Raw genomic sequence first — 25,599 nt, forward strand, 5'->3', positions numbered from 1 at the left:
AAATATGAAATAGACCATAGGAAGCCCAGGGATGAAGGATGTCCTTGGGTTTCTTTTTTCGAGTTTCTAGCATAGGATTAGGTTAAAAATTTGCACTAGTAAAATAATGTAAGATGATTTAAGCTTGACTCATTGATTGTGATGAGGAGGGTTATGAAGGATGGAAATCAAATTATTTAAAGCACTGTGGGGCATGGAAGGCTCGCTAGAATCCCAATTTGAACGAATTGCAGAAGCGGGTTATATGGGAATTGAGGCACCAATGCCGACACTTGCGGAAGAAGAACAATTCCGAAAGCTTCTGGAGAAGCATCAATTGGACTATATTGCGATGGTATTTACCCAGGGTCCTGATCATGTAACTTCTTTTGCCGAGCAAGTGGCACGTGCTGTATCATTTCAACCTATTAGCATTACTTCACATAGTGCCAAAGATTCGATGCCCTTGGAAGAGCAAGTCGAATTCTTTCGTAAAGCGGCTGCCATTGAGAAGCAAAATGGGATTGCGATTGGGCATGAGACTCATCGCGGCAGAGCCTTGTATAATCCATGGGAAACGGGCAGACTGCTAGATGCCGTGCCTGAGATCAATCTAACAGCTGATTACAGCCACTGGTGCTGTGTAACCGAGACCACCTTAGAGAATCAAGAGGAGAATTTGCGCAAGTCCTTCTCACGCGTACAGCATATTCACGGTCGCGTAGGTTACGCACAGGGACCGCAAGTACCAGACCCGCGAGCACCGGAGTATGCGCATGAATTGCAGCGGCACATGAGTTGGTGGGATAGCATCGTACAAGCGAAGAAGGATGCTGGACTAACAACAGTCACCTTTACACCAGAGTTCGGTCCTCCAGGTTATTTACACACCTTACCGTTTACGAACCAACCTGTTGCAGATTTATGGGACGTTTGCCTTTGGATGGGAAAACATTTCAAAGGACACTATAAGAGTATCTAATCCTATTACTCTCAGTTGAAGGTATAATCATGCTTAAAAAACTACAGAAAATGCCTGCGTCAAGACTTATTGTTATCGCTTATCTAATTGGCATATTTCTTATCGCCATCCTTCTTAAATTACCTATCAGTTTAAAAGCGGGCGCCACAATCTCCTTTGTGGACGCCCTCTTTACATCAGCTAGTGCTGTCAGTGTAACCGGTCTGACAACGGTTGGTATCAATGAAACGCTCAGTAGTTTCGGCGTTGGTGTACTTATCGTCGCTTTTCAATTCGGTGGGATCGGCGTCATGACGTTGGGGAGCTTCTATTGGCTATTGTTTGGGCAGGAAATCGGCTTACTGCAGCGGAAGATGATTATGATTGACCAGAATCGTAATAATTTATCTGGATTGGTTCAGTTAATGAAGCTAGTGCTGGGCTTTACGCTGATTCTAGAGGCGATTAGTACATTGGCATTTGGCTTGTATTTCTATTTTACAGGAGAGTACGGGTCGATTTGGAGTGCATTGTACTATGGGATGTTTCATACCATTTCGGCGTTTACGAATGCTGGATTTGATCTGTTCGGTAATTCTTTGCTTAATTATTCGAGTGATTATTTCGTTCAAGCACTTACGATGTTCTTGATTGTATTAGGCGGGATTGGGTTTCCAGTACTGGCTGAGCTGCGAGAATATTTTTGGGGTGGGCATAAGAATTTCCGTTTCTCCCTTTTTACCAAGCTGACACTCGTTACGACATCGGTATTGTTATTGTTTGGGACGATTGGCTTCTGGTTGATGGAGCGAACGCATGCGTTGGCAGGGATGAGCTGGCATGGGAAAATACTTACGGCACTCTTCACATCCGTCACATCGCGCAGCGCTGGACTTACAACCATTGATATGTCTACTATTACAGAGGCAAGCTTGTTGCTTGTTTCTATCTTAATGTTTATTGGGGCAAGCCCATCCAGCATGGGGGGCGGTGTTCGAACAACGACCGTAGCCGTTATTGTACTGGCCCTTATTGCGTATGCGCGCGGGGAGAAAGAACCAAAGGTATTCGGTCGGATGATAAGCCAAGAGGATTCACTCAAAAGCTTTGTGTTTTTCCTAACGGGTATAGCACTGCTTCTCGGTGGGATCTTCATTCTCCTGATAGCTGAACCGAACCGGTGGGGAGTGTCTGCGATCCTATTCGAGGTGGCGTCTGCGTTCGGTACGTGCGGTTTATCCACGGGAATCACCGCAGATCTTGGTACCTTTAGCAAAATCTCGCTTATCGTGCTCATGTTTATCGGAAGGATCGGATTGTTTCTATTCTATTCCTTATTTACCAACGGTAAGAAGAAACCTCTCATCCGCTTTCCAGAAGAAAAGCTAATCATTGGTTGAGCGGTCAGGCAACTCAACACATATTAACCGAGAAGGATCTACGATCCTCCTCGGTTTTTCATTTTGAATAAGGCTTATCTCTTTAAACATTTCTTTTTCAGTCTGCCCCAGGAAATACTGGATATTTCAAACCTTTTCTGTAGATTAGCGCATAGGAAGGGATAGGCACTTTCCCCTATACTTAGTGTAAGCGTTTTATCCGAAAAGGGGGATTTACTTTTGAGCCGACGCCCGAACATTCTATTCGTCACGACAGACCAACAACGATACGATTGCCTTGGGATAGCTGATTCCATGCATCCCGTTATGACACCACACTTGGATCAACTAGCGTGCGAAGGGATCCGTTTCACAAGTGCATATTCCGATTGTCCGCTTTGCATCCCATCCCGGACGTCGATGATGACTGGCCAAGCTGCCTATCATCATGGTGTAGCCAAGAATGGGGAGTTTCGTATTCCTGAGGATTCGAAAATGACCTTGCCTGGCAGGTTGAGCACCGCTGGCTATCAAACGCATGCTGCTGGCAAGATGCAGTTCATTCCACCAAGGAATCGAAATGGCTTTGAACGGATGAGACTCGTTCCAGAAGATTATGTGAACTACCTTGAAACCACGGAATATCGAGGATTATATCGTGGTCATGGTATGGGTGGAAACGAAGTATATCCCGTTTATAATTCAGTTCCCATTCCATATTCAGCAACACATTGGACAGTGAATGAGTCGATCGACTTTTTGCGTCAGCGTGATTCTGAGATGCCTTTCTTCCTATGGACCAGCTTCGAAGCGCCACATCCACCCTATGACCCGCCAGAATCCTTTGTCAGACTCTATGACGGTGTGGACATTTCGTCGCCGGTAGCTGCAGCTTGGAATACATCGGAGGAGGTTCCTGAATGGGTTCGTACGAGGAAGAAGAGTCATAAAATAGATGTTTTACCTCCACACATCGTAAGTATGGCAAGGAAGCATTATTACGCGCAACTGACTCATATTGATTATGAACTAGGACGATTATTTGGTGAATTAAAAAGCAAGCAGCTGTGGGATAACACAGTTGTTATCTTTACTTCAGACCATGGAGAGATGCTGGGGGACCACGGGTTATTTCACAAAACCTGCTTCTACGAAGCTTCATCCAAAGTTCCCTTCCTTTTGAAGCCGCCGAAAGATTGGCAGGGAGCCCTAACCACCTCGACTGTTAGCGCAACACCTATCATATTGGCTGATATTTACCCGACTGTGCTTGAATTTGCTGGATGCCTGCAGGAGGATGATCAGAAAAGAGACGGATGCAGCTTACTGAATTTGACCTCATTATCAGAGGAGCGCCCGTGGATTTATGGCTATATGAATGATCTGGATGGATTGTATATGGTAACGAACGGCGAGTGGAAATATCTCTATTATGTCTGCGGGGGGAGTGAGCAGTTGTTCGACCTCGTGCAGGATCCAGAAGAAAGAAATGATCTTAGTCAGGATTCAAATACTAGGAGTTGCGATATGCTGGAGACGTTGAGAACGTTGTTAACGACGAAGTTTCCTGAATTACTCGCTAACGATACAGTTGAAAAAAGGATGCTCTTCCACACACAGCCCAATCTAACTGAAGAGCACTTGAAAGCGACGAATCCATTCGCCTGGCGAGGTCCAATGCGTTACGGCGGTCAGTGGTAGCCAAGTCAACAGCCCACACGCGGACCAGAAGGAGGTGTCGGAGACGTCTCAATGGAAATTTTTTGAATACCATAAGTTGTAAAATGTTATAATAAGATAAAACGCAGCCTAGGATCGTCCTGTGGCTGTTTTTCTTTTGAATTCTGGGGGATTTTGACTACTGAAGTCGAATTCACAAATAATTTACCCAGGAAAGTGAAACGTGATTGAATTTCATGCGTATCAGATAAGGGAGTTCACTAAAACAGGTAAGCGAAGGGAGGTGACCTCGTTGACAATCAGTTTAGTCAAAGGTCAAAAGATTGATTTAACAAAAGGTAACGCAGGTCTTTCTAAAGTTGTGGTTGGATTGGGTTGGGATCCTGCAGTTGTTGAGAAGAAGGGGTTCTTCGGCTCTAAGAAATCGGCAGTTGAGATCGATTGTGACGCTTCCGTGATTTTATTGGATGAAAAGGGAAGAATAACCAACCAGAAACATGTGATTTATTTTGCTAATCTACAAAGCCCTGATGGTTCAGTCGTTCACTCTGGTGACAACCGTACCGGAGATGGCGATGGTGACGATGAGACAATTTCTATTAATTTAGGACAAGTTCCTGCAGATGTGAGTAAAATCGCATTCGTCGTGAATATCTACGACTGCGTGAATAGAAAGCAGGATTTCGGTCTCATTCAATCAGCTTATATCCGTGTATTGAATGGTGCTAATCAACAAGAGTTGGTTAAGTTTAACTTAACTGATGACTACTCAGGTAAATCATCCCTTATTGTTGGTGAAATCTACCGACATGGCGGCGAATGGAAATTCAGTGCAATTGGTGAAGGAAGTACAGATACTACCATTGGACAATTGGTCAAAAGATATCAATAATGGCACAGCCAAATCCTATATAAAGAGAGGTATTTCACATGTCTATTTCATTATCTAAAGGTCAGAAAGTCGATTTAACGAAAACAAACCCAGGTTTGACGAAAGTTCTTGTTGGCTTAGGATGGGACACGAACAAATATGATGGCGGTAAGGATTTCGATTTGGATGCTTCCATTTTTGCAGCGAATGCTGCTGGTAAAGTTGGCAACGAATCCGATTTTATTTTCTACAACAACACTAAAAATGCGAATGGTTCTATCGAGCACAAAGGTGACAATCGTACAGGAGCAGGCGATGGTGATGATGAAGTTATCTCCATTGATCTTAGCGCAGTACCTGCTGAAACAGAGAAAATCGCATTCTGCATTACGATTCATGATGCGGAAGCAAGAGCTCAAAACTTTGGACAAGTTTCCAATGCGTATGTGCGTGTGCTAAATGAGGGATCTGGCGCGGAATTAATTCGTTTTGATCTTGGTGAGGATTTCTCCATTGAAACAGGCGTTGTTATCGGTGAACTTTACCGCAATAACGGCGAGTGGAAATTTAGCGCAATCGGCAGCGGTTATAAAGACGGATTAGCAGGCTTGGCACGTGATTATGGTTTACAAACTTCCTAATAGGAAGTCTAATGTAATAGGGTGGTGCTTTCCGGAGCATCACCCTCCCTACTCTTCTTAATCAATTCAACTCGAGAAATGGTTTCATTTGACCAGCTTTGTTGCGTTATGGATTGGAATTCAATGATCCGAGTAGACGAATCGTGTAATCGGTGAATGAGATAGATGAGGAAGATCGCGTCAGGATGATTAGCAATTAAAACAGGGGGTCCATCTTAATGTCAGACTTTTTCCAAAGTTTTGTAGATAATTTCATGAATTTCTTTAGCTGGGATGTGCTCTCAGCAACACTAACTGATCCCGTAAACTGGGGGATTATCGGTACACTCGTCCTTCTCGAAGGATTGCTATCCGCAGATAATGCGCTAGTACTTGCTGTAATGGTTAAGCATTTGCCGAAGCAACAACAGAAACGAGCTTTATTTTATGGTCTATTAGGAGCCTACATATTTAGGTTTATCGCCATTGGTGTGGGTACGTTCTTAGTACAGATTACCTGGATTAAGGTAGCCGGTGGGGCGTATCTCCTTTGGATTGCTTATAGTAATCTCTTCATGAAGAAGCATAGCGACGAAGACGGGGAAGTCAAGAATAAAGGTCTTTCCTTCTGGCGTACCGTTCTTGCCGTAGAAATCATGGATATCGCATTCAGTGTCGATAGCGTTCTTGCCGCATTTGGTGTGAGCGACAAGGTATGGGTATTGTTCTTAGGTGGTATCTTAGGCGTCCTCATGATGAGAGGCGTGGCACAAGTCTTCTTGAAGCTCATTGACAAGATTCCGGAACTGGAGAGAACAGCGTTTATCTTAATTATCGTCATCGGTCTTAAAATGATTGCTGGAGCATTCGGCTTCCACATCTCACATGTGATCTTCTTCTCCGTCATTATTGCCTTGTTCGGAGGAACGATCATTCTAAGCATGCTTCGTAAAAAGAACAAGTCTGGATCCGTAAAAGAATCTTAATCTTATTTATAATTGTAGACAATGGACAATCCCTCCTCTATGGAGGGATTGTTTATTGAAATAAAGAGGGAGGAATCGGCATGCGATATTTCAATTATTTAACCGCGGATGAAGAGAAAGCTTTATTTTATTTACCGCCGAATTCCTTCCATAATCATTCGCACAAAGACATTTTAGCTCATTCTGTCGGTGCTGCTCTGTACATGCCAGCGACCCGACGTACGTTCGCAGAAGATATTGCTTTTGGTAAAATCGAAGGCTTAGTGTCCGTTGTTCTTGATCTGGAGGATGCTGTAGGTGATAACGAAGTGCATGCTGCAGAAGAATCGCTTATTGGACAAATGAATCAGATCGCCCATTGGATGGAAGTTGGTATTGTAAGTGCAGAGAATCTGCCGCTGATATTCATTCGTGTAAGAAGCGTGAATCAATTAAACTATGTGCTAGAGAGACTGGAAGAGCATGTAGCCCTTCTAACGGGTATTGTGTTCCCGAAATTTACTGTGGAAAATGGCGAGGATTATTTTCAAATTCTAGAAAATTACAATGATGAGAAATCGGCATCTGCACCAATTTTATATGGATTACCGATTCTGGAATCTGCCTCGATTATTTATAAAGAAAGCCGCACTTTTACCTTATTGGCGATTAACGAAATTATAACGAATTTTAAGGATTTGGTCTTGAACATCCGGATTGGCGCAACTGACTTTTCAAGCTTATTTGGGCTGAGACGAAGTCCGGACAGAACGATTTATGACATCGCCCCGATACGGGATTGTGTCGCTGATATTATTAATATTTTTGGTCGTATGGAAGCCAACAACGTGATTTCTGGACCTGTTTGGGAATATTTCGGTGTGAAGGGACTCCTACATGAAGTGATGCTGGATAAAGAGAATGGCTTGATCGGTAAAACAATTATTCATCCTACGCACATTAAGCCAGTGCAAGCTCTCTACGCGGTCACACATGAAGAATATACGGATGCTATAAGCATTCTGAAGAACAATCATGGCGACCTTGGAGTTATGAAGAGTGTCTACGGCAATAAAATGAATGAATTCAAACCCCATTTCAATTGGGCGAAACGTATTCTTTTACGATCACAAGTTTATGGGGTGCTGCATGAACAACAAACCTTTGATGGATTACTCACTAGGCCTAACCGAGCGTACGTATAAAATAGCAGGCGATTTGGAGCTGCACGTCACCGTGACTTCCAATCCCCACAACATACCGCTCGACGCCTTATTCGCGATGGCGGCGAGAATTAATAAGAAACGATCTTTTTTGTTTGTAAGCAAAGTGTTAGGCAAACATATCCCGGTGAATCCGTACACGTCATTGTTAAGTGGAACTACTTTAGCGATATTATTGCAGGAAGCGTTACAAGGAACGAAGTTAGAAGAGAAGGTACAGCTGGCTGTTGAGGGGCTAGTATACTCGGATAAAGCGGAAACGGCCTATAAAGCGATTATGTCTGAACGTTTACCATTAAAGCAGCCTATTGCTTTCATTGGATTTGCGGAAACAGCGACGGCCATTGGGCATGCGGTCTATGAAGCTTTTGGGCAAGGAAGCCATTATTTGCACACGACACGTGAAGTGATCGAAGAATCACCGTCCATTCTGCAATTCCAAGAAGAACACTCGCATGCTACAGATCACTATGGATATTCGGATAATCCTGCCATTCTTGCGCAGCCTGATATTCTCGTTCTCGTCGATGATGAAATTACGACAGGCCGAACGTCGCTTAATATCATTCGCGACCTGCAAGGGAAATACCCTAAGAAAATGTACTACGTGTTAGCACTGCTGGATTGGCGGACAGAGGAAGACATCCTACAATTTGCCCAGTTGGAGCAGGAATTGCATATTACGATTCACGTCATCTCATTAATTCGCGGGAATACGAAGGTAGTTGGCTCTAGCGAAAGCTTGCCATTGCAAGCACCTAGCCCTTTACCTGAGGAGCGCACAGAACTTCTGCAAATTTCTTATGTGAATCAACTATTCTCCCACGCTCCTTATGCAGGTAACAGGCCCTATTTGCAACATAGCGGAAGGTTCGGACTTACCCCCTCCAATACCGCACAACTGGATCGTTCCATCACGCAGACGGCCGAGCTGCTCAAACGTAAACGTACAGGGAACAAGACACTCTGTGTGGGCACGGGGGAGTTTATGTATATCCCGATGCGTATTGCTGCTGAGATGGGGTCAGGGGTGTCTTATCAATCGACGACACGCAGCCCTATTCATGTCATGGAGCACCGAGACTATGCGGTGAAATATGGTCATGCCTTCCCTTCTCCAGAAGATGAACAAGTCGTGCACTTCTTCTACAATATCCCGTACGGCACGTATCAGGAGCTCTTTCTTTTTATGGAAAGAGAAGCTTCCCCTTCATCTATGGAGCCGATTCTGCGAATTCTCCAAGCAAAGGGACTGCATACCCTGCATATCGTCTTCTTCTCGCCTCAATCGGTCGATTGGAAGGAGGCTACGGTATGGAAGCTTGGCAATCCAGACGCATAGATGACCCCCAACCAATGGGGAGTTATCCACCTGGTGATGTGACATTTCTACTGAAGGATATCAGCAACATCAAGCTGGAAGTCGCCTTAGATGCCAGAGAGCGAGCTATCCAATCTGGAACGCACTATTCGGAAATGCTTCCTCAGGAACATCTGCCTTCCTCTGATTATTTGAACCTATATCAAGAAACACTCGAGCTGTCTGCAGAGAAAGTAGCCGTATCCGTAGGTGTGGTAGCTGAGCTTATCCGAACAAACAAAGGGCCGAACACGGTCCTCGTTTCCTTGGCTAGAGCGGGCACACCTGTAGGCATTCTGATCAAGCGATACTTGCAAGAGATCCACCAGATGAACCTGCCGCATTATAGTATCTCGATTATTCGAGGCAAGGGGATTGATGAGAACGCTCTCTTGTACATGTTGCAGAAACATCCGGGTGCAAGGCTGCAATTCATTGATGGGTGGACAGGCAAGGGGGCCATTCGTAAAGTGCTTACCCAAGCTTGTGGCAAAATGGCAAGGGATTACGGGATCATCCTAGACGATGATCTAGCGGTACTCGCCGATCCTGGGCATTGTACAGACATGTTCGGAACCCGTGAGGACTTTCTCATTCCGAGTGCATGCCTAAACTCGACGGTCTCCGGTTTAATGAGTCGTACCGTGCTGCGCGACGATTTAATTGGGCCCCATGATTTTCATGGCTCGAAATATTACAAAGAATGGTTGGATCACGATCAGTCTAATCATTTCATCGGATCGATTGTTCCTTTTTTCAACAAGGTGACTAAGGAAGCTCAGGAGATGGCTCAATCTTTTGTGACCCATCCACCTGAAATTTCCTGGCATGGCCTTCGGGATATCCAAGCGATTCAGACGACCTATCAGATGGCAGATATCAACTTGATTAAGCCTGGTGTGGGAGAAACGACTCGTGTTCTGCTTAGGAGAGTACCGTGGCGGATCTTGGTAGATCGCATGGATAATCCGCATATTCGGCATATCTTGCTGCTAGCTGAGGCACGCGGTGTACCTGTTGAGGTGTATCCAGGCCTCACGTATTCATGTTGCGGCCTCATACAATCTGTGAAAGGGGATGCCGAATGATTTATGCCAGTGATTTAGATCAGACCTTAATCTATTCCCAGCCACCAGAACGTGCGGAGCACTTGGGAGATCGTATCATGGTTGCCGAGCTGATCGATGGCAAAGTGAGATCCTATATGTCCTCCAGCACATATCAACGATTGCAAGAGCTGATGAATGAACTCATTTTCATCCCAGTGACAACGCGAACGATTGCCCAATATGAGCGAATACATCTCATCAGTCAAATTCTGAAACCCCAATATGCGGTTACAAGCAACGGGGGGAATATGTTGATCGACGGCAAGGTGGATATGGAGTGGCGAGATCTTGTCAGGACGCGTGTCAGCGAGACGAGTGCTCCTGTCGAGGATGTTCGCCAAGTTATGCATAGCGTTCTAAGCCAGGACTGGGTGATCAGCTCAAGTTGGTGCGATGATCTCTTCTACTCCCATATCGTCGAGCGCGACCGCATGCCTGTGCAGGAAATAGCCGATTTGAGCAACCAGTTGAAGGATATGGGCTGGCGCACTTCTGTTCAAGGAAGGAAGGTCTACATCGTCCCTGAGGCCGTGAGCAAGGGTGCAGCAGTCGCACATCTGAAGCAAATACTTGATGGTCGGAAAGTCATTGCTTCCGGTGATTCCCTACTGGATCAGAGCTTGTTAGACATCGCTGATTACGCGATTGCTCCAGGTCATGGAGAGTTATTTCGCCAAGAACAAATAACCCCATCCGGGATATACAGATTTACGGAGGAATCCGGCATTTTTGCAGCTGATGACATCACCACATTTGTTCATTCCACACATAGCGAGCACCGAATGTTGCTCATAAAGGAGCCCTCATGAAAAAAGTATGGTTTAACCGCTGGTTCTCTGTTGCTTATCATTACATGAACAGCATCCGTAACAATGAGGATGGGGCTCAGTTTAAGATGTATGCAACACATCCCGATCGAACCCACATGGCGCTGCAAGCAGCGGACTTTGCAGATACAGAGCCTGTTCTTGGCGATGACGACTATGTAGAATTTGCACTGAATTTTTGTAAACAACATGGGATTGATGTGTTTATTCCTAGGCTGCATATGTACGCGATTGCCAAGCATATCGATGAATTTGAGAAAATCGGTACACGTGTAACGGTTTGTCGTGATCTGGAGCTCTTAGAAAATCTCATGGAAAAGCAGAAATTCTACGAATCCATCCGGCCTAAGGGAATCGTAGCGATTCCTGATTATCATGTGGTGAATACGGCGGAGGAATTTCTTAGGGCGAACGATGCGCTTACAGCGGCTGGTCATGACGTCTGTATGAAGCCAACGAATGGTGAGGGCGGCAATGGATTTCGGATTATCAGCAATAAGCGGAATGCGCTCACTGATATGTTTGGACCGGTAATGCCGTATCTCACGAAAGAGCAAGCCTATCAGAACTTATCGACTGTGGAACGTTTTGATGACGTCATGGTTATGGAAGTACTGGGTGGCCATGAATACAGCATCGATTGCTTAGCTTCCGCGTCTGGTGAGCTTCTTGCTGCTGTCCCGCGTCGTAAGGCGGATGGACGATTGAGGTTGTTGGAGGAAGTACCAGAGCTGATTGAACTTGCTAACCGGGTAGCTGCTACCTACCGCATTCCATTTAATTATAATATTCAAGTTAAATACAATCAGGGTGTACCGAAGCTGTTGGAGATTAATCCGCGGATGTCAGGCGGGTTACATGTCACTTGTTTATCAGGCATTAACTTCCCTTATTTAGCTGTAAAATCGCTGCTTGGCGATCATGTTGAAGTCCAAAAGCCAACCTTCGGCCTATTGGCAAGCCATATTGAGCAATATGTTATTATGAATCTCGGTGAATAATCACTGCCGCGCATCATATCTTTGATAAGAGATGATCATTTCGTATCAATCAGCAAAGAGGGTGCGCGGTATGATCGTAGGCGGAATTATCTTATTCGGAATTATTGTCACGTTAATCGTCATAGCAAGTGCAGAGAAAGCGGAATATGTGTCCAATTTTATCGATAAATAGTCATCTTTGAAGCCTGAAAAGGTTTCTTTTTTTTGCTTCGATTTGGTAGAATAGAAGATAGGTAGTTTACTATGTGAAGGAGATTTAACATGCTGCAATTAAGCGATAGTCAACTTGCAACAATGTGGAGTCAAGGAGATGCGAAAGCGTTTAATCGACTTCTGGAGCTGTATAAGGACAGAATTTATCGATTAGCTTTTCGTATGCTTAGAAATAAATCAGATTCCGAAGATGTTGTTCAGGAGACTTTTTTGCGTGCACATTTGAATTCACACCGATTTGACGCTACCAAAAACTTCTCGAGCTGGATCTTTAGCATAGGCAAAAATGTCACGATTGATCTGATGCGGAAGAAGAAAAAAGAACTCTCCATGGATACAAGTGGGTTTCCATCCCATGATGAACGTCCCCTGATTGAGAAGTTGGTGAGTCATGAGAAGACGCCTGAGCTTCAGCTTATTGAACAAGAAACATATAGCCAGGTAGAACAAATGATTCAAGATCTGCCAGACAAATATAAAGACCTTATTGTTTACAAATATTATTTGGATATGTCCTTAGAAGACATCAGCCGAGAAGTGAATTTACCTGTTTCTACGATTAAAACGAGGCTTTTCCGTGGCCGGAATTATATCAAAAGAAAATGGGGATCCTTATTCTTCATGCTGCATAGCTTATCCACGATGATCATTTTATAAAGGTAAGCCGGTAAGGCTTATTTTTTTGCCCATTACCTGATGTTAAAGGAGTTATTCATGAGTAATCCTAAATTAGATGCACCCAAAATGCCTAAAGAATTGCCCGTCATAACCTTGCAAGAAGGAAAATTTGAACCTGAGGATAGTTTTCATACTGGCATCATTAGTGATTGTGTCATTGATAATCAGTCAGCCTATAAGGTCGCCTTTGATAAAGTTATTTTTCGCAATGTGACATTCACACGAATAGCGATGAAAGAAATTGAATTTACAGATGTTATTTTTGATCGATGTGATTTATCGAATGTCGACTTTACAGAAGCAACGATACATAGAACGGAATTTCGGAATTGCAAAATTATCGGCATGGATCTTACTGGATCTACATTACGAAACATCCTTTTTCAAGATTGCTTAGGGGATTTTGCAACCTTCCGAATGGCAAATCTCAAACAAATCACGTTTCATACGTGTTCTTTAAACAACTCAGATTTTTATGAAGCGACTTTGCAAAAGCTACAATTTGAGGTTTGTCAATTGGAACAAGCACAATTTACGGGTACGAAACTGGATGGAATCGATCTCAGCACATGTGAATTCACAAGCTTAGGTGTAAGTATTGAGGATCTGCGAGGATGCATCATTTCTAGAGAACAGGCTTCGGTATTTGTAAGTCTTTTTGGGATCAAACTAAAGGAATAGAGGCAAGGTGAATGGAGGGTTAGACGGTGAAACTTGGATTTGATATTGATGATACCCTCATTAATCTAAGAGAGCATGCGTTTCATATTTATAATCAGAAGCTGCAGCAGGACATTGGGCTAGATGTATTTCATGCTTTGCCTACGATGGAAATTCACAGTGCTTTTGGACTAACCAAGGAAGAAGGCGGGAAGTTGTGGTACAGCTTACGTGATGAGATTTATTATTCAGACTGTGCGTTATTCCCCCACGCGCGTGAGGTTTTGAACAGGCTGGTGGAGCAAGGTCATGAGGTGTATTACATTACGGCTCGAGCCAAAGAGCATACGGAGCGCACACGACAATGGTTGATCGACCATGGATTTCCTGTCGCAGAGGGGCATTTCTTCTGTGGGATGAGTGATTCCGAGAAAGTACATATCATAGAGGCACTAGAGTTGGATTATTATTTTGATGATAAACCGACCGTTCTGGAGACATTAGCGCACCTGCCTGTCCGCATTTGTGTGAAGGACAGATCCTATAATCAACATCTGGAATTGCCTCGGATTACGTCTTGGGACGAGCTTGATGAGCTTATGAAGGGTTAAAAAAGTGAACAGGTGCTCGCATCGTTACAACACGATTCGAGCACCTGGCTGAGGGGAGAGCAGATCTTGCTCTCCCTCTTTTTCTAGCTGTTGGAGCAGCGCATCTGTATCCCGTTTCGGGGCATGGACGAGCAGCTTGTATTAGTGGGGAGAAGGGCAGGTAGGGAAGAGCAAATTGGGAACGTAGTGAGTAAGGAAGGGGAGTGCAATGAGGAAAAGTAGTTCATAAGAAATAGGGGAGTGGAATTGGTAAGTTAGTGCGTGGAAAAGGTTAGTGTAGTTGGGTTAAGTGGGGGGTTGATTAGGGGGGCGTATGTTAGTTAGGAATGAGGGATGGTTGAGGATTGGATCGTCTTTTTCAAAACATGTCCGCATAAGGTAGTACTAATGAATTATGGCGAATAAGTAGGAATTGGTCACGGAGAAAGGGGGAGACGCATGCTGCAGAGACGACGATGGAGGAGCAGGCCAACTGTGAAAACAAGCCGTAAAAAAGTACTGTGGATTGGTTTGCTCATCTTAGTCTTGTTTTGCATTCAGTTTTTTATTTTTATAGAACGGAATCTAAGACCGCCTTTGATGAATCTGGCGAAGGTTAGGGTTAAGCAGATTGCAACGCAAGCGATAAATAGTGCAATCGCCGATCATGTGGCAGGGGGAACGAATGCTGAGCAATTAATTGATTGGAAAATGGATAAAAACAATAAAATTACAGGTTTTATGTTGAATTATAATGAGCATATGAGGATTACTTCGGAGGCAATTAAAACGGTCCAAGGGGAGTTGAATAATCTGGAAAGTATTGCAGATCATATTCCCCTTGGGCAGGCTATGAATAGTGCTATTCTCGCTTCTTTTGGCCCAGACATCCCGATCAGATTACTTCCTGTTGGTAGTGTGAAGGTGGATTTAAACACACGAACTCAAAATGCTGGTATTAATATGGTGATGTTTGAAGTATATGTACACATTGTTGCTGAGGTTTCAGTTATTATCCCATTTGATTCAGAAACTGAAATTGTAGAAACCGAAATTCCTATTTCCTATTCGCTTGTTGTGGGGGATGTACCTACTTACTACTATGACAATAAAGGTAATCCAGTGGGAAGTTCGAAGGATGGCAGCCCGCCGAGCATAACGTTACCAACTATTCCGCTCTCAGGGGCAACGAATTCAACGCCAAAGGAGGGCGCTATCAAGCCATAAGCCCCAAAAAATAAACCCACCGTGAAAAGTGGGTTTATTTCTTTCTACCACGATCTTCGCGCTCCCATCTTCGTAGGGATGGATAAGGATCGTAGCTCCACTCTGTTGAGCCGTTATCACGGTATAGTCCGAAATGAAGATGAGGAGGAAATTTACCAGATGTACCTGGTTTTCCATAACCGGAGCTGCCGACCCAACCGATGGTTTGTCCGGGCTTGACGATATCGTTTATTTTGAGCGTTTTTTGAAAGCCGGAAAGGTGGGCGTAGTAGTGATAAATGTTGTTTAGATCACGAATGCCTACCCGCCAGCCACCGTAGGGGTTCCATCCTTTAATTTCAACGATGCCATAGCAAGTGCTTCTAACAGGAACACCGTAGCCAGCGAACAGATCAGTGCCTTCATGAGTACGGTGCCCACCCCAGCCGCGACTATCTCCCCACGTGCTGCGATAAGAATAGTCGGATGTAACAGGCAGTGGGAATGCATGAGCATTTGCCTCTAATGTGCCTAAAGACTCATAGATCGCAGCGAATTGACGGATGCGTTCTACGCTACGTGCGTTGTGGTAATAATTCCAAAGGTTCATTTGTAAGTTATCAACTTTTGTTCCATTATTGCCTAAGATCGCTGCCATAGCGGCTAGTACATCTAAATCGTTGGCCCGGTCAGCGATGCCATCTCCCGATCCATCCCGCCCTAAACCATGGAAAAAGGTAATACTTTTCAAATTGGAATCTTGTGGATCTGGATTGAGCATACCCACCCAAACAAGTTCTGAAAAATAAATATTCGTAATGCTTTGTTGAACTGTTCTTTTTTTTGCAGTGTTCATGGTTTTCTCATACTGATCTACAGCAGCTAGGTATGTCCAAGGGATACCTGTAAGTAAGCTTATTTTTTCAAAAAGCTCTTTTCGCTCCGATTGTGAAGGTTTGGTCGGTTGGGAGCTAGGTATTGGTGCTATCTGATCATTTGTCATAGCTGATGATACATCCATATTTGAAAAAGGCGGTAATGTGATTGTTGATAGGAGGAGGCTAAGGACGAGAACCTTTGACCAAAATGCTCTGCTTTGCATCTCTATCATCCTTCCTGAAATGTTAGTTCTTAGGATGTACGGATGTCTTGTTGTTTATCCTTCGATCTTTCGTTACCGCGGGATATTTGCTATGATGCCAATAAGAGGTGGGAAAAGTGACTTTTAACCATAGAGAAGAGCATATTGACGATCATATGTTATTAGTTCAAGCCAATTTGGACGATATGAATCCTGAGTGGATGACTTATGTGATGGATAAGCTTTTTGATGCAGGTGCTAATGATGTATACATGGTACCCATCATTATGAAACGAGGACGTCCTGGAATCATGCTGAATGTATTAGTGGATGAGGGGCGTTTGTCTCTGATTGAGGAGATTATTTTTAGTGAAACGACCACTCTGGGCATTCGATATCTGCATGCATCTTGTCATCGATTAGCCAGAGAATTTGAGCATGTAGAAACACCTTGGGGACCCTTAACGGTAAAAGTTGGTTATCACGCAGGGAAATTAGTGCAATTTGCACCTGAATTTAAGGAATGTGAACATGTAGCAAGGATGCATGAAGTACCGCTGAAGATGGTTTATGAAGAAGTTAGGTTATTATTCTTGCAACAACAGAGACAAAAAAACGCTCTTCCATTGTGATGGAAGGGCGTTTGTCATGTCTACGCTATTGTGGGGTGCCAGGTGTGGCATCGCCATGATGCGTGTGAGTATGAGAGTGATCATGATGATGATGATCGTGATCGTGATCGTGATCGTGATCGTGATCGTGATCGTGATCGTGATCGTGATCGTGATCGTGATCGTGATCGTGTTTATGATCATGGCTGTGTGAATGATTATCATGTTTATGCGCATGATCATGTTGGTGGTGATGATCATCGTGTGTATGCGTATGTTCATGATGGTGGTGATGGTCGTCATGCGTGTGTGTATGTTCATGACTATGATCATGCGCTAGATGCTCATGACTAACTTGCCATTTACCAATAAACGGATCAATTCTACCAACTACAACACGCAGTACATTGGGTTGCTTTGGCAAGTCTCTAGTGCCTGCACCATAGCCAATATGATCAACTACCATGGGCGGGAAGCTTTTGGAGAACTCATCAACAATTCCTGAAATTATACCGGCTCCAGTTGGGGTTGTCATTTCTAAACTATAAGGAGTTGAAGCGATAGGTAAGCCTCTCATCATTTCCAATGTGGCAGGAGCGGGTACTGGATAAATACCGTGATCGATATGTATGGTACCGGATCCTAGTGGCACTGGAGACGAGAAAATACGCTCGATTTGCAACGAGTCGATGGCTAATGCAACACCTACGATGTCGACAATAGAATCAATGGCACCGACTTCATGAAAATGTACTTTTTCAATAGGGGTCCCGTGAATCTTAGCTTCGGAAATTGCGATTTTTTCGAAAATTGCCAAGCTTAGTGCGGTAACACGCTCATTGAATTCTGCTTTTTGAATGGCACCGACGATTTCTGAATAATGTCTGTGTTTCTTTGGAGGATGTTCCGGATCGAGTATGACATCCAGCTTAAGGGCAGAAATGCCGCGTTTCACTACGCGCTTCCATTCCAAGGTGTAGGGCTCTAGTTTGATTTTGGAAAGCTCATCCTCAATGTAAGCACGATCTGCTCCCGCATCAACCAAAGCGCCAAGGGTCATATCGCCGCTAATTCCAGAGAAGCAGTCCAAATATAAAATGCGCATGGTTGTAATTCACGCTCGTTTCGACATATTTTTGTTAATGAGTCCCGCATAATAACCACCGCCAAAACCATTGTCGATGTTAACGACAGAGATCCCCGGCGAGCAGCTATTGAGCATGGATAGCAGCGGTGCGATCCCGGCAAGGTTCGCACCGTACCCAATACTCGTCGGCACAGCGACGATGGGTTTAGACACAAGCCCGCCCATGACGCTGGCGAGTGCGCCCTCCATGCCGGCAACTACCACAATCGCGTTCGCACCGCGAATGAGCTCGAGCCGGCGGAAGAGCCGGTGAATGCCAGCGACACCCACGTCGTATATACGTTCAACGTGGCTGCCTAGGCATTCTGCTGTAAGAGCTGCCTCCTCCGCCACAGGGAGGTCGGAGGTGCCTGCGCACACGACGGCGATATAGCCATCGTGGACTTTGAGCAGCGGGCGCTTAAACCAAGTGAGCGCCCGTGCGGTTTCGTGGTAGGTGACACCTTCCACGTTGGCTACCACATAGGCGGCTTTGGCCGCGTCGACGCGTGTGGCGAGCACGCGGTCGGTATGCTCCATCAGCCGCCGGAAAATGGCCTCGATCTGCTCGGGCGTCTTGCCTTCCCCGAAAATGACCTCGGGGAAGCCTGTACGCTTCTCGCGATCGATGTCGAGCTGCGCAAATCCAAGATCAAGATTGGCGGGACCTGACCCGCCTTCCTTGATGATTTGCTTCTTGGCTTCGTCGATGTCCAGATCGCCGGCCTGGACGAGTTTTAGGATCTTCTCTAAGTCCATCATAAGGAAGCTTCTTTCACCTTATCTTTCGTTTCTTGAGATAGCACTTCATTCATACTGCCTGTGCGGTAGCCTTGCAAATCTAATGTGACATACGTAAAGCCAAGTTTGCTGAATTTCTCATAGATCGCATCGCGATGTTCAACGACTTTGTGAATCTCATCTGGCATGACTTCGATTCGAGCAATCTTCTCGTGATGACGCACGCGTACCTGATAGAGACCCAGTTGGGAAAGGAAATACTCGCCTTCATCCAATTGGTCAATCTTCCACTTCTCGATTTGCGTACCATAAGGTATACGAGAGGATAAGCAGGCAAAGGAAGGTTTGTTCCATGTGCTCAGCCCAAGCTCTTTGGAAAGCGCTCGGATCTCGTCTTTGGTTAAGCCGGCTTCTTGCAGCGTACTGCGGACGCCTTGCTCATTCTTCGCCTGTAGTCCTGGTCTATAGTCACCTAGGTCGTCGACATTGGAACCATCCAAGAGAAACGGATAGCCCAGTTCCTTCGCGATGTCTTGTAAATGGGAATAAAGCCCCGTCTTGCAGTGGTAACAACGATCAGGATTATTGGCAACGAAATTCGCGTTCTCCAATTCCTTTACCTCTGTTTTGTGCAAGCGAACGCCAAATTGTTCAGCTAGTTGTGCAGCGGCATCGAACTCCCTCGTGGGAAACGTTTCAGATGCTGCGGTTACGGCAAGGACTTGGTCACCAAGCTCTTGCTGAGCACGTTTGAGGACGAATGTACTGTCAACCCCTCCGGAGAAGGCGACGATGACACGACCCATGTTTCTTAAAATTTCACCAAGCTTGCGATCTTTCTCGCGAGTCACTTCAGTTATGCTCATGTTTCTTTCCTCCCATACAGCCTTTATGTAGTAAGCTGAGCTGTTTTGGTCCATCTAAACAAGTGTATCACAAGTGAACCCCAAAGTGGATTGTTTTGTCAGTCATTCATGTTATAATAACATCATTGAGAAACCAAATAAAAAGGCGGGAATTACAATGCCTAGAAAAGTATTAGAGAGAAAACCAGACTGGTTAAAGATCAATCTTAAGACCGATGAGAATTTCAAAGAAATTAAATCCATGATGCGTTCCAAGACGTTGCATACAGTTTGTGAAGAAGCCAAATGTCCGAACATTCATGAATGCTGGGCGAATCGGACAGCGACTTTTATGATATTAGGTGATATTTGTACGCGTGCTTGTCGCTTTTGTGCAGTTAAAACAGGTCTCCCAACTGAGCTTGATTTGGAAGAACCGGAACGTGTTGCAGATGCAGCGCTACAAATGGGGCTTCGTCATTGTGTTGTTACTTCGGTGGCACGCGATGATTTAACAGATGGCGGTGCCATGATTTTCGCAGAGACGATCAAAGCGATCCGTCGTAAACTGCCAATGTGCACAGTTGAGGTGTTGATTCCTGACTTCCTAGGTCGAGAAGAATCACTAGCTACCGTGCTTGAGGCAAAGCCAGATATTCTGAATCACAATATGGAAACGGTTGAGCGGATGTCAGACCGCGTCCGTTCCAAAGCGAAATACCGTCGTTCACTTGAGTTGTTGCAACGTTCTAAACGGATAGCCCCGAACATTCCAACGAAATCCAGTGTCATGATTGGTGTAGGGGAAGAGTGGGACGAGCTGCTACAAACGATGGAAGATCTGCGTGAAGTGGATTGTGATATTATGACGATCGGTCAATATCTGCAGCCGTCTACGACGCACTTATCTGTTTCTAAGTATTACACACCTGAACAGTTTGCTATGTTGAAGGAAGAGGGCATGAAACGTGGCTTTAAGCACGTGGAGTCGGGCCCGCTGGTTCGCAGTTCCTATCATGCACATGAACAGGTGAAAGCAGCATCAAGCGTTTAGAATTCGTATTCAATGAACGGATCATAGAAAGGAGAGCTTCCTACCACCATGATTCATATTGCCAATAAAACATACGAGCTTGTTACCGACCACAAAAATGGTTGGAATTTCGAAGTGTTCAAGGAACGCTTCAGCGAAGTGTTGGAGCGGTACGATTATATTGTGGGCGATTGGGGATATAGTCAATTACGACTGAGAGGTTTTTTTAAAGAAATCCACCCAAAAGCGACCAAAGAATCCTCCATCGCAGCTCTTCAAGATTACTTGAATGAGTACTGCAACTTCGGCTGTGCTTACTTTATTATCGAGAAAGTAAATGCACCTAAACAACAAATACCGTCTGAAGTTATTAGTTCAACAACGGTTTAAATCAGCCATGAACCAAATAACGCCATCTGAACTCCAACAAGTGTGGAGAGCAGATGGCGTTTTTCTCATACATACGTTTAAAGCTTATTTTACTTCAAGCCCAACGAAGGCCTCGCGGACACGATTCCAGAAAGGAAACGGACGGAAACGTGCGAACTTTACTTTCACATTGGAAGCAACTCGGCAACGAATGGAAACGACATCGGCGCGCTGCATATATAAGTGGTCCAGCGACAAGAGCATATTCTGTTGTGCTTTTGGATATATGTCACAGTGGTGATGCTTCGGTAAAATCATCGATGAACCCAGTGTTCGATACACGCGATTGTTAATCGATGCGATCTCGGCAATTTGAATAGCTTCAAGTGATGGATGGACCATGGCGCCACCCAAGCTCTTGTTGTAAGCAGTGCTGCCTGCAGGAGAAGATATACAGATACCGTCACCACGAAACATTTCAAACATTTCATCGTTTACGTGTAGTCTTGCGACTAGTGAAACTTCGATCCCGCGAATCGTAAACTCGTTAAGTGCGAGATGTGTTTCAACACCTTTGTCCGTCGTAATTTCGATTTCGACAACGGGGTAGCGCACGATTTGCAACTCCGCTGGTGTTGTGACACTAAACATTAAAGAAGCTAGATGATCTAATTCGTCAGGCTTCCAATCTGCAAAAAAGCCAAGATGCCCCGTATGGATCCCAACGAATGCGATATGATCTAACTTGTCCACATATTTATGAAAGGCTTGGAGCATCGTGCCATCTCCGCCAATGGACAGGACGATATCGGGATGATCTTCATCCCTTGGCATGCCTTGCTTAGCGGCGAGAGCGTGGAAGCGTTCGGTCAGCCCCTTGGAGATGTCATCGCCTCGTTCAATGACGTTATATTTCAATCTTGTTCCTCCTAAGAGTTTTCGTTTCGTAGAATTATTGACTTAATAATTGGAGCAGAAGGCATCAATCTCTTGGAGAATGGAGTCAGGCGTATGCCGAAATTCTGCGGCAACCCGATAGCTGTCGTTGCTGAAATGCGTAACTCTTACAATTTCACCATAGACAGTCATAGGCTGAGAGACATTAGGGAGAATGAAGCTGAACTCCAGAATCAAAGGAAAGAAAAGACGATTGGATGTGACAAAGGATAACCCGCCAACACTGATATCGAGGAGTTGTCCGGTAAAAGCGACACCCTTTTGAGCAGATAAGCTTCGTATGCCAGCGACACGCAGTGTTATCGGTGTGCGTAGTGTAAGCTTTGCACGAGGATGTCTGCGGTTTTGATGTTGAAAAACTTCCTCAGGAAGAGATAAGGTCAGAGAACAGATCGTTTTTTTGAGATCAAGCCCAATCAAATCGACATAAGCGTAATATAAAATGGCACCATCTTTGAAGGAAAATTCAACGAAAGAAACATGGTCGAGCTTGTCGAAGGGGTAAACACCCAATTGTTCAAGACATACGGTTATCGAATCTTCACTTATTTTGTCGATAGTAAAGTTATCTTCAAAGCAGAAAGGTTGTCCATCTTTACTTTCACCAACAATGATAATATGACAATCCTGATTTGGCGAAAAGGAAGCCAATTCTAGTACCTTATTCCAATCCATAGCATCACCAAGTCGTTAGATTTACATTCACATCTGCCTGTACATCCTGTAAATTCTCTTCTCATCATAATTTATCTAAGTCAATAAGAAAAGCCCCAAACGGGGCTTTAGCTTAGGTTAACCGATTTTACCACATAGGAAGTTAAGTTTTCGATACCGAAAACCGCTTTCCTATTGGCGATAAAACTTACCTCTAAACGCGGTCGCTCATCATTGAATGGCTTCGATAGAAGTTTTCTCATTATTAAGACAAGGTGCTCGTAACGAGGGAGAGTTCAAACGAATGCGCAAAGTTGGATGAGATCGGACGCACACGAATCGAGAAGTGAGGCCCATGAACAAGATGGGATGGAATGGTAGCTTGGAAGCGCTGAGATTGCTCAATAAGTTCCCCAATAGGAGCCATGAGGATGATTCTCTGCTCCCACGTTTCGCCATTTTCTGCATAATAAATGACTTCTACTGCCGTATCCTGCGGCCAAATAGGGCCGAAATGGATTTGCGCCGTGATCTCTTTCGTTGATGGGGGAATCTCATCTAAAGGGACGTCAGAAGTCGATTTGTCGGCATGATCATCAATATTCATGATTCTTACTTGATGCCAATTGCTGCGAATGAACTGCTTGTAATCGGCAACTTTGGTAGCCACATCATAATTGTCTGCGACAAAAAGACGAGCACGTTTGGCTGTTGGTACATACGAAAGATTCGTGTAGTCCTGCACCATTCGGTGCGTGTTATAGACGGGACTGAGCGATTGAACGGACCGCTTCATACGTCCAATCCATTGATGAGGAATCTCACCCTGATTGTAGTAAAGAGGGATAATCTCATTCTCCAAAAGGTGATAAATTGCTTTCGTATTTTCTTTCTCCTGTGCAGCCCAGTCCGCGGCTCCCGCGGATCCGATAGCCCAACCATTCATACCGTTGTAGCCTTCCTCCCACCAGCCGTCCAGCACGCTGAAATTCAGAACGCCGTTCATGGCAGCTTTCTGGCCGCTGGTTCCGCTAGCCTCTAGGGGTCTGCGAGGGTTGTTTAGCCATACGTCGACACCTTGAACGAGATAGCGAGCCATGTTGATATCATAATTCTCAAGAATAACGACTTTACCGAGAAACTCTTTTAACTGAGAGATGCGGTAAATTTCTCGGATGAGATCTTGGCCAGGGTAATCAGCAGGGTGGGCTTTACCCGCAAATATAAATTGCACGGGTCTCTCAGGATTATTGATTAATTTCTTGAGGCGATACAAATCATTGAAAATTAGATTGGCCCGTTTGTAGGTAGCGAAGCGTCTGGCGAACCCAATTGTAAGGGCTTTAGGATTTAAATAGTGTCGAACCTCTTCAATCCGTTCTTCGGATTCCCCGTTACGTTTACGTTGCTCCATCAGACTATTGCGAGCATAACGTACTAAATCTTCTTTCAAATGCTGATGGACCTTCCAAATGGATTCATCGGGAATAACCTCGATTTGTGCCCATTGATGCTCGTTAGACTGCTCTGCTCGCCATGTGCCAGGGAGGAATCGATCGAAGAGTTCCTTCCAAGCAGGGGCGGTCCACGTATCTAAGTGAACACCGTTCGTGATAGAACTGATCGGCACCTCACTGGCATCGATATGACCATGGAATTCCTTGAACATTTCGCGTGAAACCTGCCCATGCAGCTTGCTGACGCCATTGCGCAGTCCCGCTGTATTCATCGCCAGGTGTGTCATATTGAATTGACCGGACTTATGATCAAGCCCTAATGAAATAATGCTTTGTTTATGCTTAGGCAGCTCGCTGAAAAGGTGACTGAGATAGTGTTCCACCATCCCGACGGAGAACGTATCATGACCTGCAGGAACAGGCGTATGGGTCGTGAACACGGTGGCAGAGCGCACGGTCTCTACCGCAACATGAAAAGGGAGGCCCAAGTGAAGCAGTTCCTTCAACCGTTCTAACGTCAGGAAAGCCGCGTGACCTTCATTAATGTGGTACACATTCGGGTAAATACCGAGTGCACGGAGTACTTTGACACCACCGATTCCCAGCACCATTTCCTGGGCGATCCGCATATCTTGATTGCCGCCATACAGCTGCGCGGTCAACTCTTTATCTGTGTCATTATTGGCTTCGTGGTCAGTATCCAGCAAAAAGACCAAGTTGCGTCCTACTTTAGCAGCCCAAACCAAGACGGTGATCGTGCGACCAGAGATATCAAGTGAGACCGTGAGCTGCTGGCCATTCTGAAGTACCGGACGAATCGGTAATCGCTCAAAATCATAGGGAAATAATTCACTCTGCTGACTGCCGCTAGCATCAATCTTCTGCGTGAAATATCCTTTTTTATAGAGTAAGCCCACGCCTGCAAGCGGTAATCCAAGGTCACTGGAAGATTTGATATGATCACCGGCAAGAATGCCGAGCCCGCCTGAATAAATCGGAAGCGATTCATGAAAACCAAACTCAGCAGAGAAATAAGCAATTTGCACACCAGCTTCAGCGGCATAGTTATTTGAATACCAACCGGGTTCATTCATATACGTATCAAATCTTAGCATGACTTGGCGATAACGCTCGACAAAATCAGTGTTCTGGCTTAATGCTTCAAGCTGGGGAGCTTCAAGCTCGTGAAGTAATCGAACGGGATTGTGACCGAGGGCTTTCCAACGGCCAGAGTCCATGCTTTCAAAAAGCTGCAGCGCATCATGATTCCAACTGAACCATAAATTAAAAGCTAGCTCGCGAAGTCGCTCAATTGCCTGCGGTAAACCTCTCGCCTCTTGGGGGTCGGCTGCTATCATATCTGAATATTCTCTCCCTTTATAAACATCATCATAGTTACCCAT

At 45.0% G+C, this 25,599-nt stretch carries 25 protein-coding genes; 18 read left to right on the forward strand and 7 right to left on the reverse strand.

Going from position 1 to position 25,599, the window contains the following annotated elements; genetic code table 11:
- Positions 1–160 precede the first annotated feature (160 nt).
- The 15 genes from ASL11_RS10570 to yunB all read left to right on the forward strand — a co-directional run bounded on the left by ASL11_RS10570 (position 161) and on the right by yunB (position 15,343).
- On the forward strand, positions 161–961 hold the full coding sequence (locus ASL11_RS10570) for a sugar phosphate isomerase/epimerase family protein (protein ID WP_056613278.1): 801 nt from the start codon (positions 161–163) through the stop codon (positions 959–961).
- A 29-nt stretch (positions 962–990) separates the two neighbouring features.
- Positions 991–2,340 carry a TrkH family potassium uptake protein gene (locus ASL11_RS10575; protein WP_063795541.1) on the forward strand — a complete coding sequence of 450 codons (1,350 nt, stop codon included), beginning with the start codon at positions 991–993 and terminating at the stop codon, positions 2,338–2,340.
- Between the two features lie 219 nt (positions 2,341–2,559).
- The gene (locus tag ASL11_RS10580) at positions 2,560–4,020 is read left to right on the forward strand and encodes a sulfatase-like hydrolase/transferase (RefSeq protein WP_056613280.1); all 1,461 of its coding nucleotides are present in this window, start codon (positions 2,560–2,562) and stop codon (positions 4,018–4,020) included.
- 271 nt (positions 4,021–4,291) lie between these two features.
- Positions 4,292–4,891: a TerD family protein gene (locus tag ASL11_RS10585; protein WP_056613282.1), complete on the forward strand. Its 600-nt coding sequence runs from the start codon at positions 4,292–4,294 to the stop codon at positions 4,889–4,891.
- Between the two features lie 38 nt (positions 4,892–4,929).
- The gene (locus tag ASL11_RS10590; RefSeq protein ID WP_056613284.1) at positions 4,930–5,511 is read left to right on the forward strand and encodes a TerD family protein; all 582 of its coding nucleotides are present in this window, start codon (positions 4,930–4,932) and stop codon (positions 5,509–5,511) included.
- A gap of 218 nt (positions 5,512–5,729) precedes the next feature.
- Positions 5,730–6,476, forward strand: a complete 747-nt coding sequence (locus ASL11_RS10595) for a TerC family protein (RefSeq protein ID WP_056613286.1) — start codon at positions 5,730–5,732, stop codon at positions 6,474–6,476.
- A gap of 80 nt (positions 6,477–6,556) precedes the next feature.
- Positions 6,557–7,660 carry an HpcH/HpaI aldolase/citrate lyase family protein gene (locus ASL11_RS10600; RefSeq protein ID WP_063795542.1) on the forward strand — a complete coding sequence of 368 codons (1,104 nt, stop codon included), beginning with the start codon at positions 6,557–6,559 and terminating at the stop codon, positions 7,658–7,660.
- Positions 7,605–9,020 (forward strand): phosphoribosyltransferase family protein, encoded by a 1,416-nt coding sequence (locus ASL11_RS10605; RefSeq protein WP_056613289.1) that lies wholly within the window; start codon positions 7,605–7,607, stop codon positions 9,018–9,020. Before ASL11_RS10600 ends, ASL11_RS10605 begins: the two co-directional genes overlap by 56 nt.
- A complete protein-coding gene (locus ASL11_RS10610; RefSeq protein WP_056613291.1) occupies positions 8,993–10,126 on the forward strand; it encodes a cysteine protease StiP family protein in 1,134 nt (377 codons plus the stop codon). The genes ASL11_RS10605 and ASL11_RS10610 overlap by 28 nt, the downstream gene beginning before the upstream one ends.
- Positions 10,123–10,956: an HAD family hydrolase gene (locus tag ASL11_RS10615; RefSeq protein WP_056613293.1), complete on the forward strand. Its 834-nt coding sequence runs from the start codon at positions 10,123–10,125 to the stop codon at positions 10,954–10,956. Before ASL11_RS10610 ends, ASL11_RS10615 begins: the two co-directional genes overlap by 4 nt.
- Positions 10,953–11,975: an ATP-grasp domain-containing protein gene (locus tag ASL11_RS10620; protein WP_056613295.1), complete on the forward strand. Its 1,023-nt coding sequence runs from the start codon at positions 10,953–10,955 to the stop codon at positions 11,973–11,975. The genes ASL11_RS10615 and ASL11_RS10620 overlap by 4 nt, the downstream gene beginning before the upstream one ends.
- Positions 11,976–12,236: 261 nt before the next feature.
- Positions 12,237–12,845, forward strand: coding sequence for a sigma-70 family RNA polymerase sigma factor (locus ASL11_RS10625; protein ID WP_056613297.1), 609 nt, complete (start codon positions 12,237–12,239; stop codon positions 12,843–12,845).
- Positions 12,846–12,902: 57 nt separating this feature from the next.
- Complete coding sequence (locus ASL11_RS10630; RefSeq protein ID WP_056613299.1) at positions 12,903–13,547, forward strand: pentapeptide repeat-containing protein; 645 nt, start codon at positions 12,903–12,905, stop codon at positions 13,545–13,547.
- Between the two features lie 26 nt (positions 13,548–13,573).
- The gene (locus ASL11_RS10635) at positions 13,574–14,137 is read left to right on the forward strand and encodes a 5' nucleotidase, NT5C type (RefSeq protein ID WP_056613301.1); all 564 of its coding nucleotides are present in this window, start codon (positions 13,574–13,576) and stop codon (positions 14,135–14,137) included.
- Between the two features lie 438 nt (positions 14,138–14,575).
- Positions 14,576–15,343: a sporulation protein YunB gene (gene yunB / locus ASL11_RS10640; protein ID WP_235550443.1), complete on the forward strand. Its 768-nt coding sequence runs from the start codon at positions 14,576–14,578 to the stop codon at positions 15,341–15,343.
- 34 nt (positions 15,344–15,377) lie between these two features.
- Here yunB and ASL11_RS10645 read toward each other — a convergent pair whose 3' ends face one another.
- Complete coding sequence (locus ASL11_RS10645; RefSeq protein WP_235550444.1) at positions 15,378–16,325, reverse strand: M23 family metallopeptidase; 948 nt, start codon at positions 16,323–16,325, stop codon at positions 15,378–15,380.
- A 215-nt stretch (positions 16,326–16,540) separates the two neighbouring features.
- Between ASL11_RS10645 and larC the strand changes: the two genes are divergently transcribed.
- Positions 16,541–17,035, forward strand: coding sequence for a nickel insertion protein (larC, locus tag ASL11_RS10650; RefSeq protein ID WP_056613305.1), 495 nt, complete (start codon positions 16,541–16,543; stop codon positions 17,033–17,035).
- A gap of 25 nt (positions 17,036–17,060) precedes the next feature.
- Here the strand turns inward: larC and ASL11_RS10655 are convergent, their stop codons facing one another.
- Genes ASL11_RS10655 through larE form a run of 3 tightly spaced genes read right to left on the reverse strand, consistent with a single transcriptional unit; the run spans position 17,061 to position 19,747 of the window.
- Entirely contained in the window at positions 17,061–18,119 is a 1,059-nt protein-coding gene (locus ASL11_RS10655) for a LarC family nickel insertion protein (RefSeq protein WP_056613308.1), read from the reverse strand.
- A gap of 9 nt (positions 18,120–18,128) precedes the next feature.
- Positions 18,129–18,902, reverse strand: a complete 774-nt coding sequence (larB, locus tag ASL11_RS10660; RefSeq protein ID WP_056613309.1) for a nickel pincer cofactor biosynthesis protein LarB — start codon at positions 18,900–18,902, stop codon at positions 18,129–18,131.
- Positions 18,899–19,747 carry an ATP-dependent sacrificial sulfur transferase LarE gene (gene larE / locus ASL11_RS10665; RefSeq protein ID WP_056613311.1) on the reverse strand — a complete coding sequence of 283 codons (849 nt, stop codon included), beginning with the start codon at positions 19,745–19,747 and terminating at the stop codon, positions 18,899–18,901. The genes larB and larE overlap by 4 nt, the downstream gene beginning before the upstream one ends.
- Positions 19,748–19,832: 85 nt before the next feature.
- On the opposite strand from larE, the gene lipA reads away from it, so the two are divergent.
- Together lipA and ASL11_RS10675 are read left to right on the forward strand one after the other, a co-directional pair.
- The gene (gene lipA, locus ASL11_RS10670) at positions 19,833–20,780 is read left to right on the forward strand and encodes a lipoyl synthase (RefSeq protein ID WP_082595375.1); all 948 of its coding nucleotides are present in this window, start codon (positions 19,833–19,835) and stop codon (positions 20,778–20,780) included.
- 48 nt (positions 20,781–20,828) lie between these two features.
- Positions 20,829–21,149 carry a YutD family protein gene (locus ASL11_RS10675; protein ID WP_056613316.1) on the forward strand — a complete coding sequence of 107 codons (321 nt, stop codon included), beginning with the start codon at positions 20,829–20,831 and terminating at the stop codon, positions 21,147–21,149.
- Positions 21,150–21,233: 84 nt separating this feature from the next.
- Here ASL11_RS10675 and ASL11_RS10680 read toward each other — a convergent pair whose 3' ends face one another.
- The 3 genes from ASL11_RS10680 to glgP form a co-directional block, all read right to left on the reverse strand.
- Positions 21,234–22,046: an NAD kinase gene (locus ASL11_RS10680; RefSeq protein WP_056613318.1), complete on the reverse strand. Its 813-nt coding sequence runs from the start codon at positions 22,044–22,046 to the stop codon at positions 21,234–21,236.
- A gap of 42 nt (positions 22,047–22,088) precedes the next feature.
- Positions 22,089–22,760, reverse strand: a complete 672-nt coding sequence (locus tag ASL11_RS10685; protein ID WP_056613320.1) for a flagellar brake protein — start codon at positions 22,758–22,760, stop codon at positions 22,089–22,091.
- Between the two features lie 244 nt (positions 22,761–23,004).
- Positions 23,005–25,599, reverse strand: a complete 2,595-nt coding sequence (gene glgP / locus ASL11_RS10690; protein WP_235550445.1) for an alpha-glucan family phosphorylase — start codon at positions 25,597–25,599, stop codon at positions 23,005–23,007.

It is taken from the genome of Paenibacillus sp. Soil750, assembly GCF_001428045.1.
GTDB lineage: Bacteria > Bacillota > Bacilli > Paenibacillales > NBRC-103111 > Paenibacillus_E > Paenibacillus_E allorhizoplanae.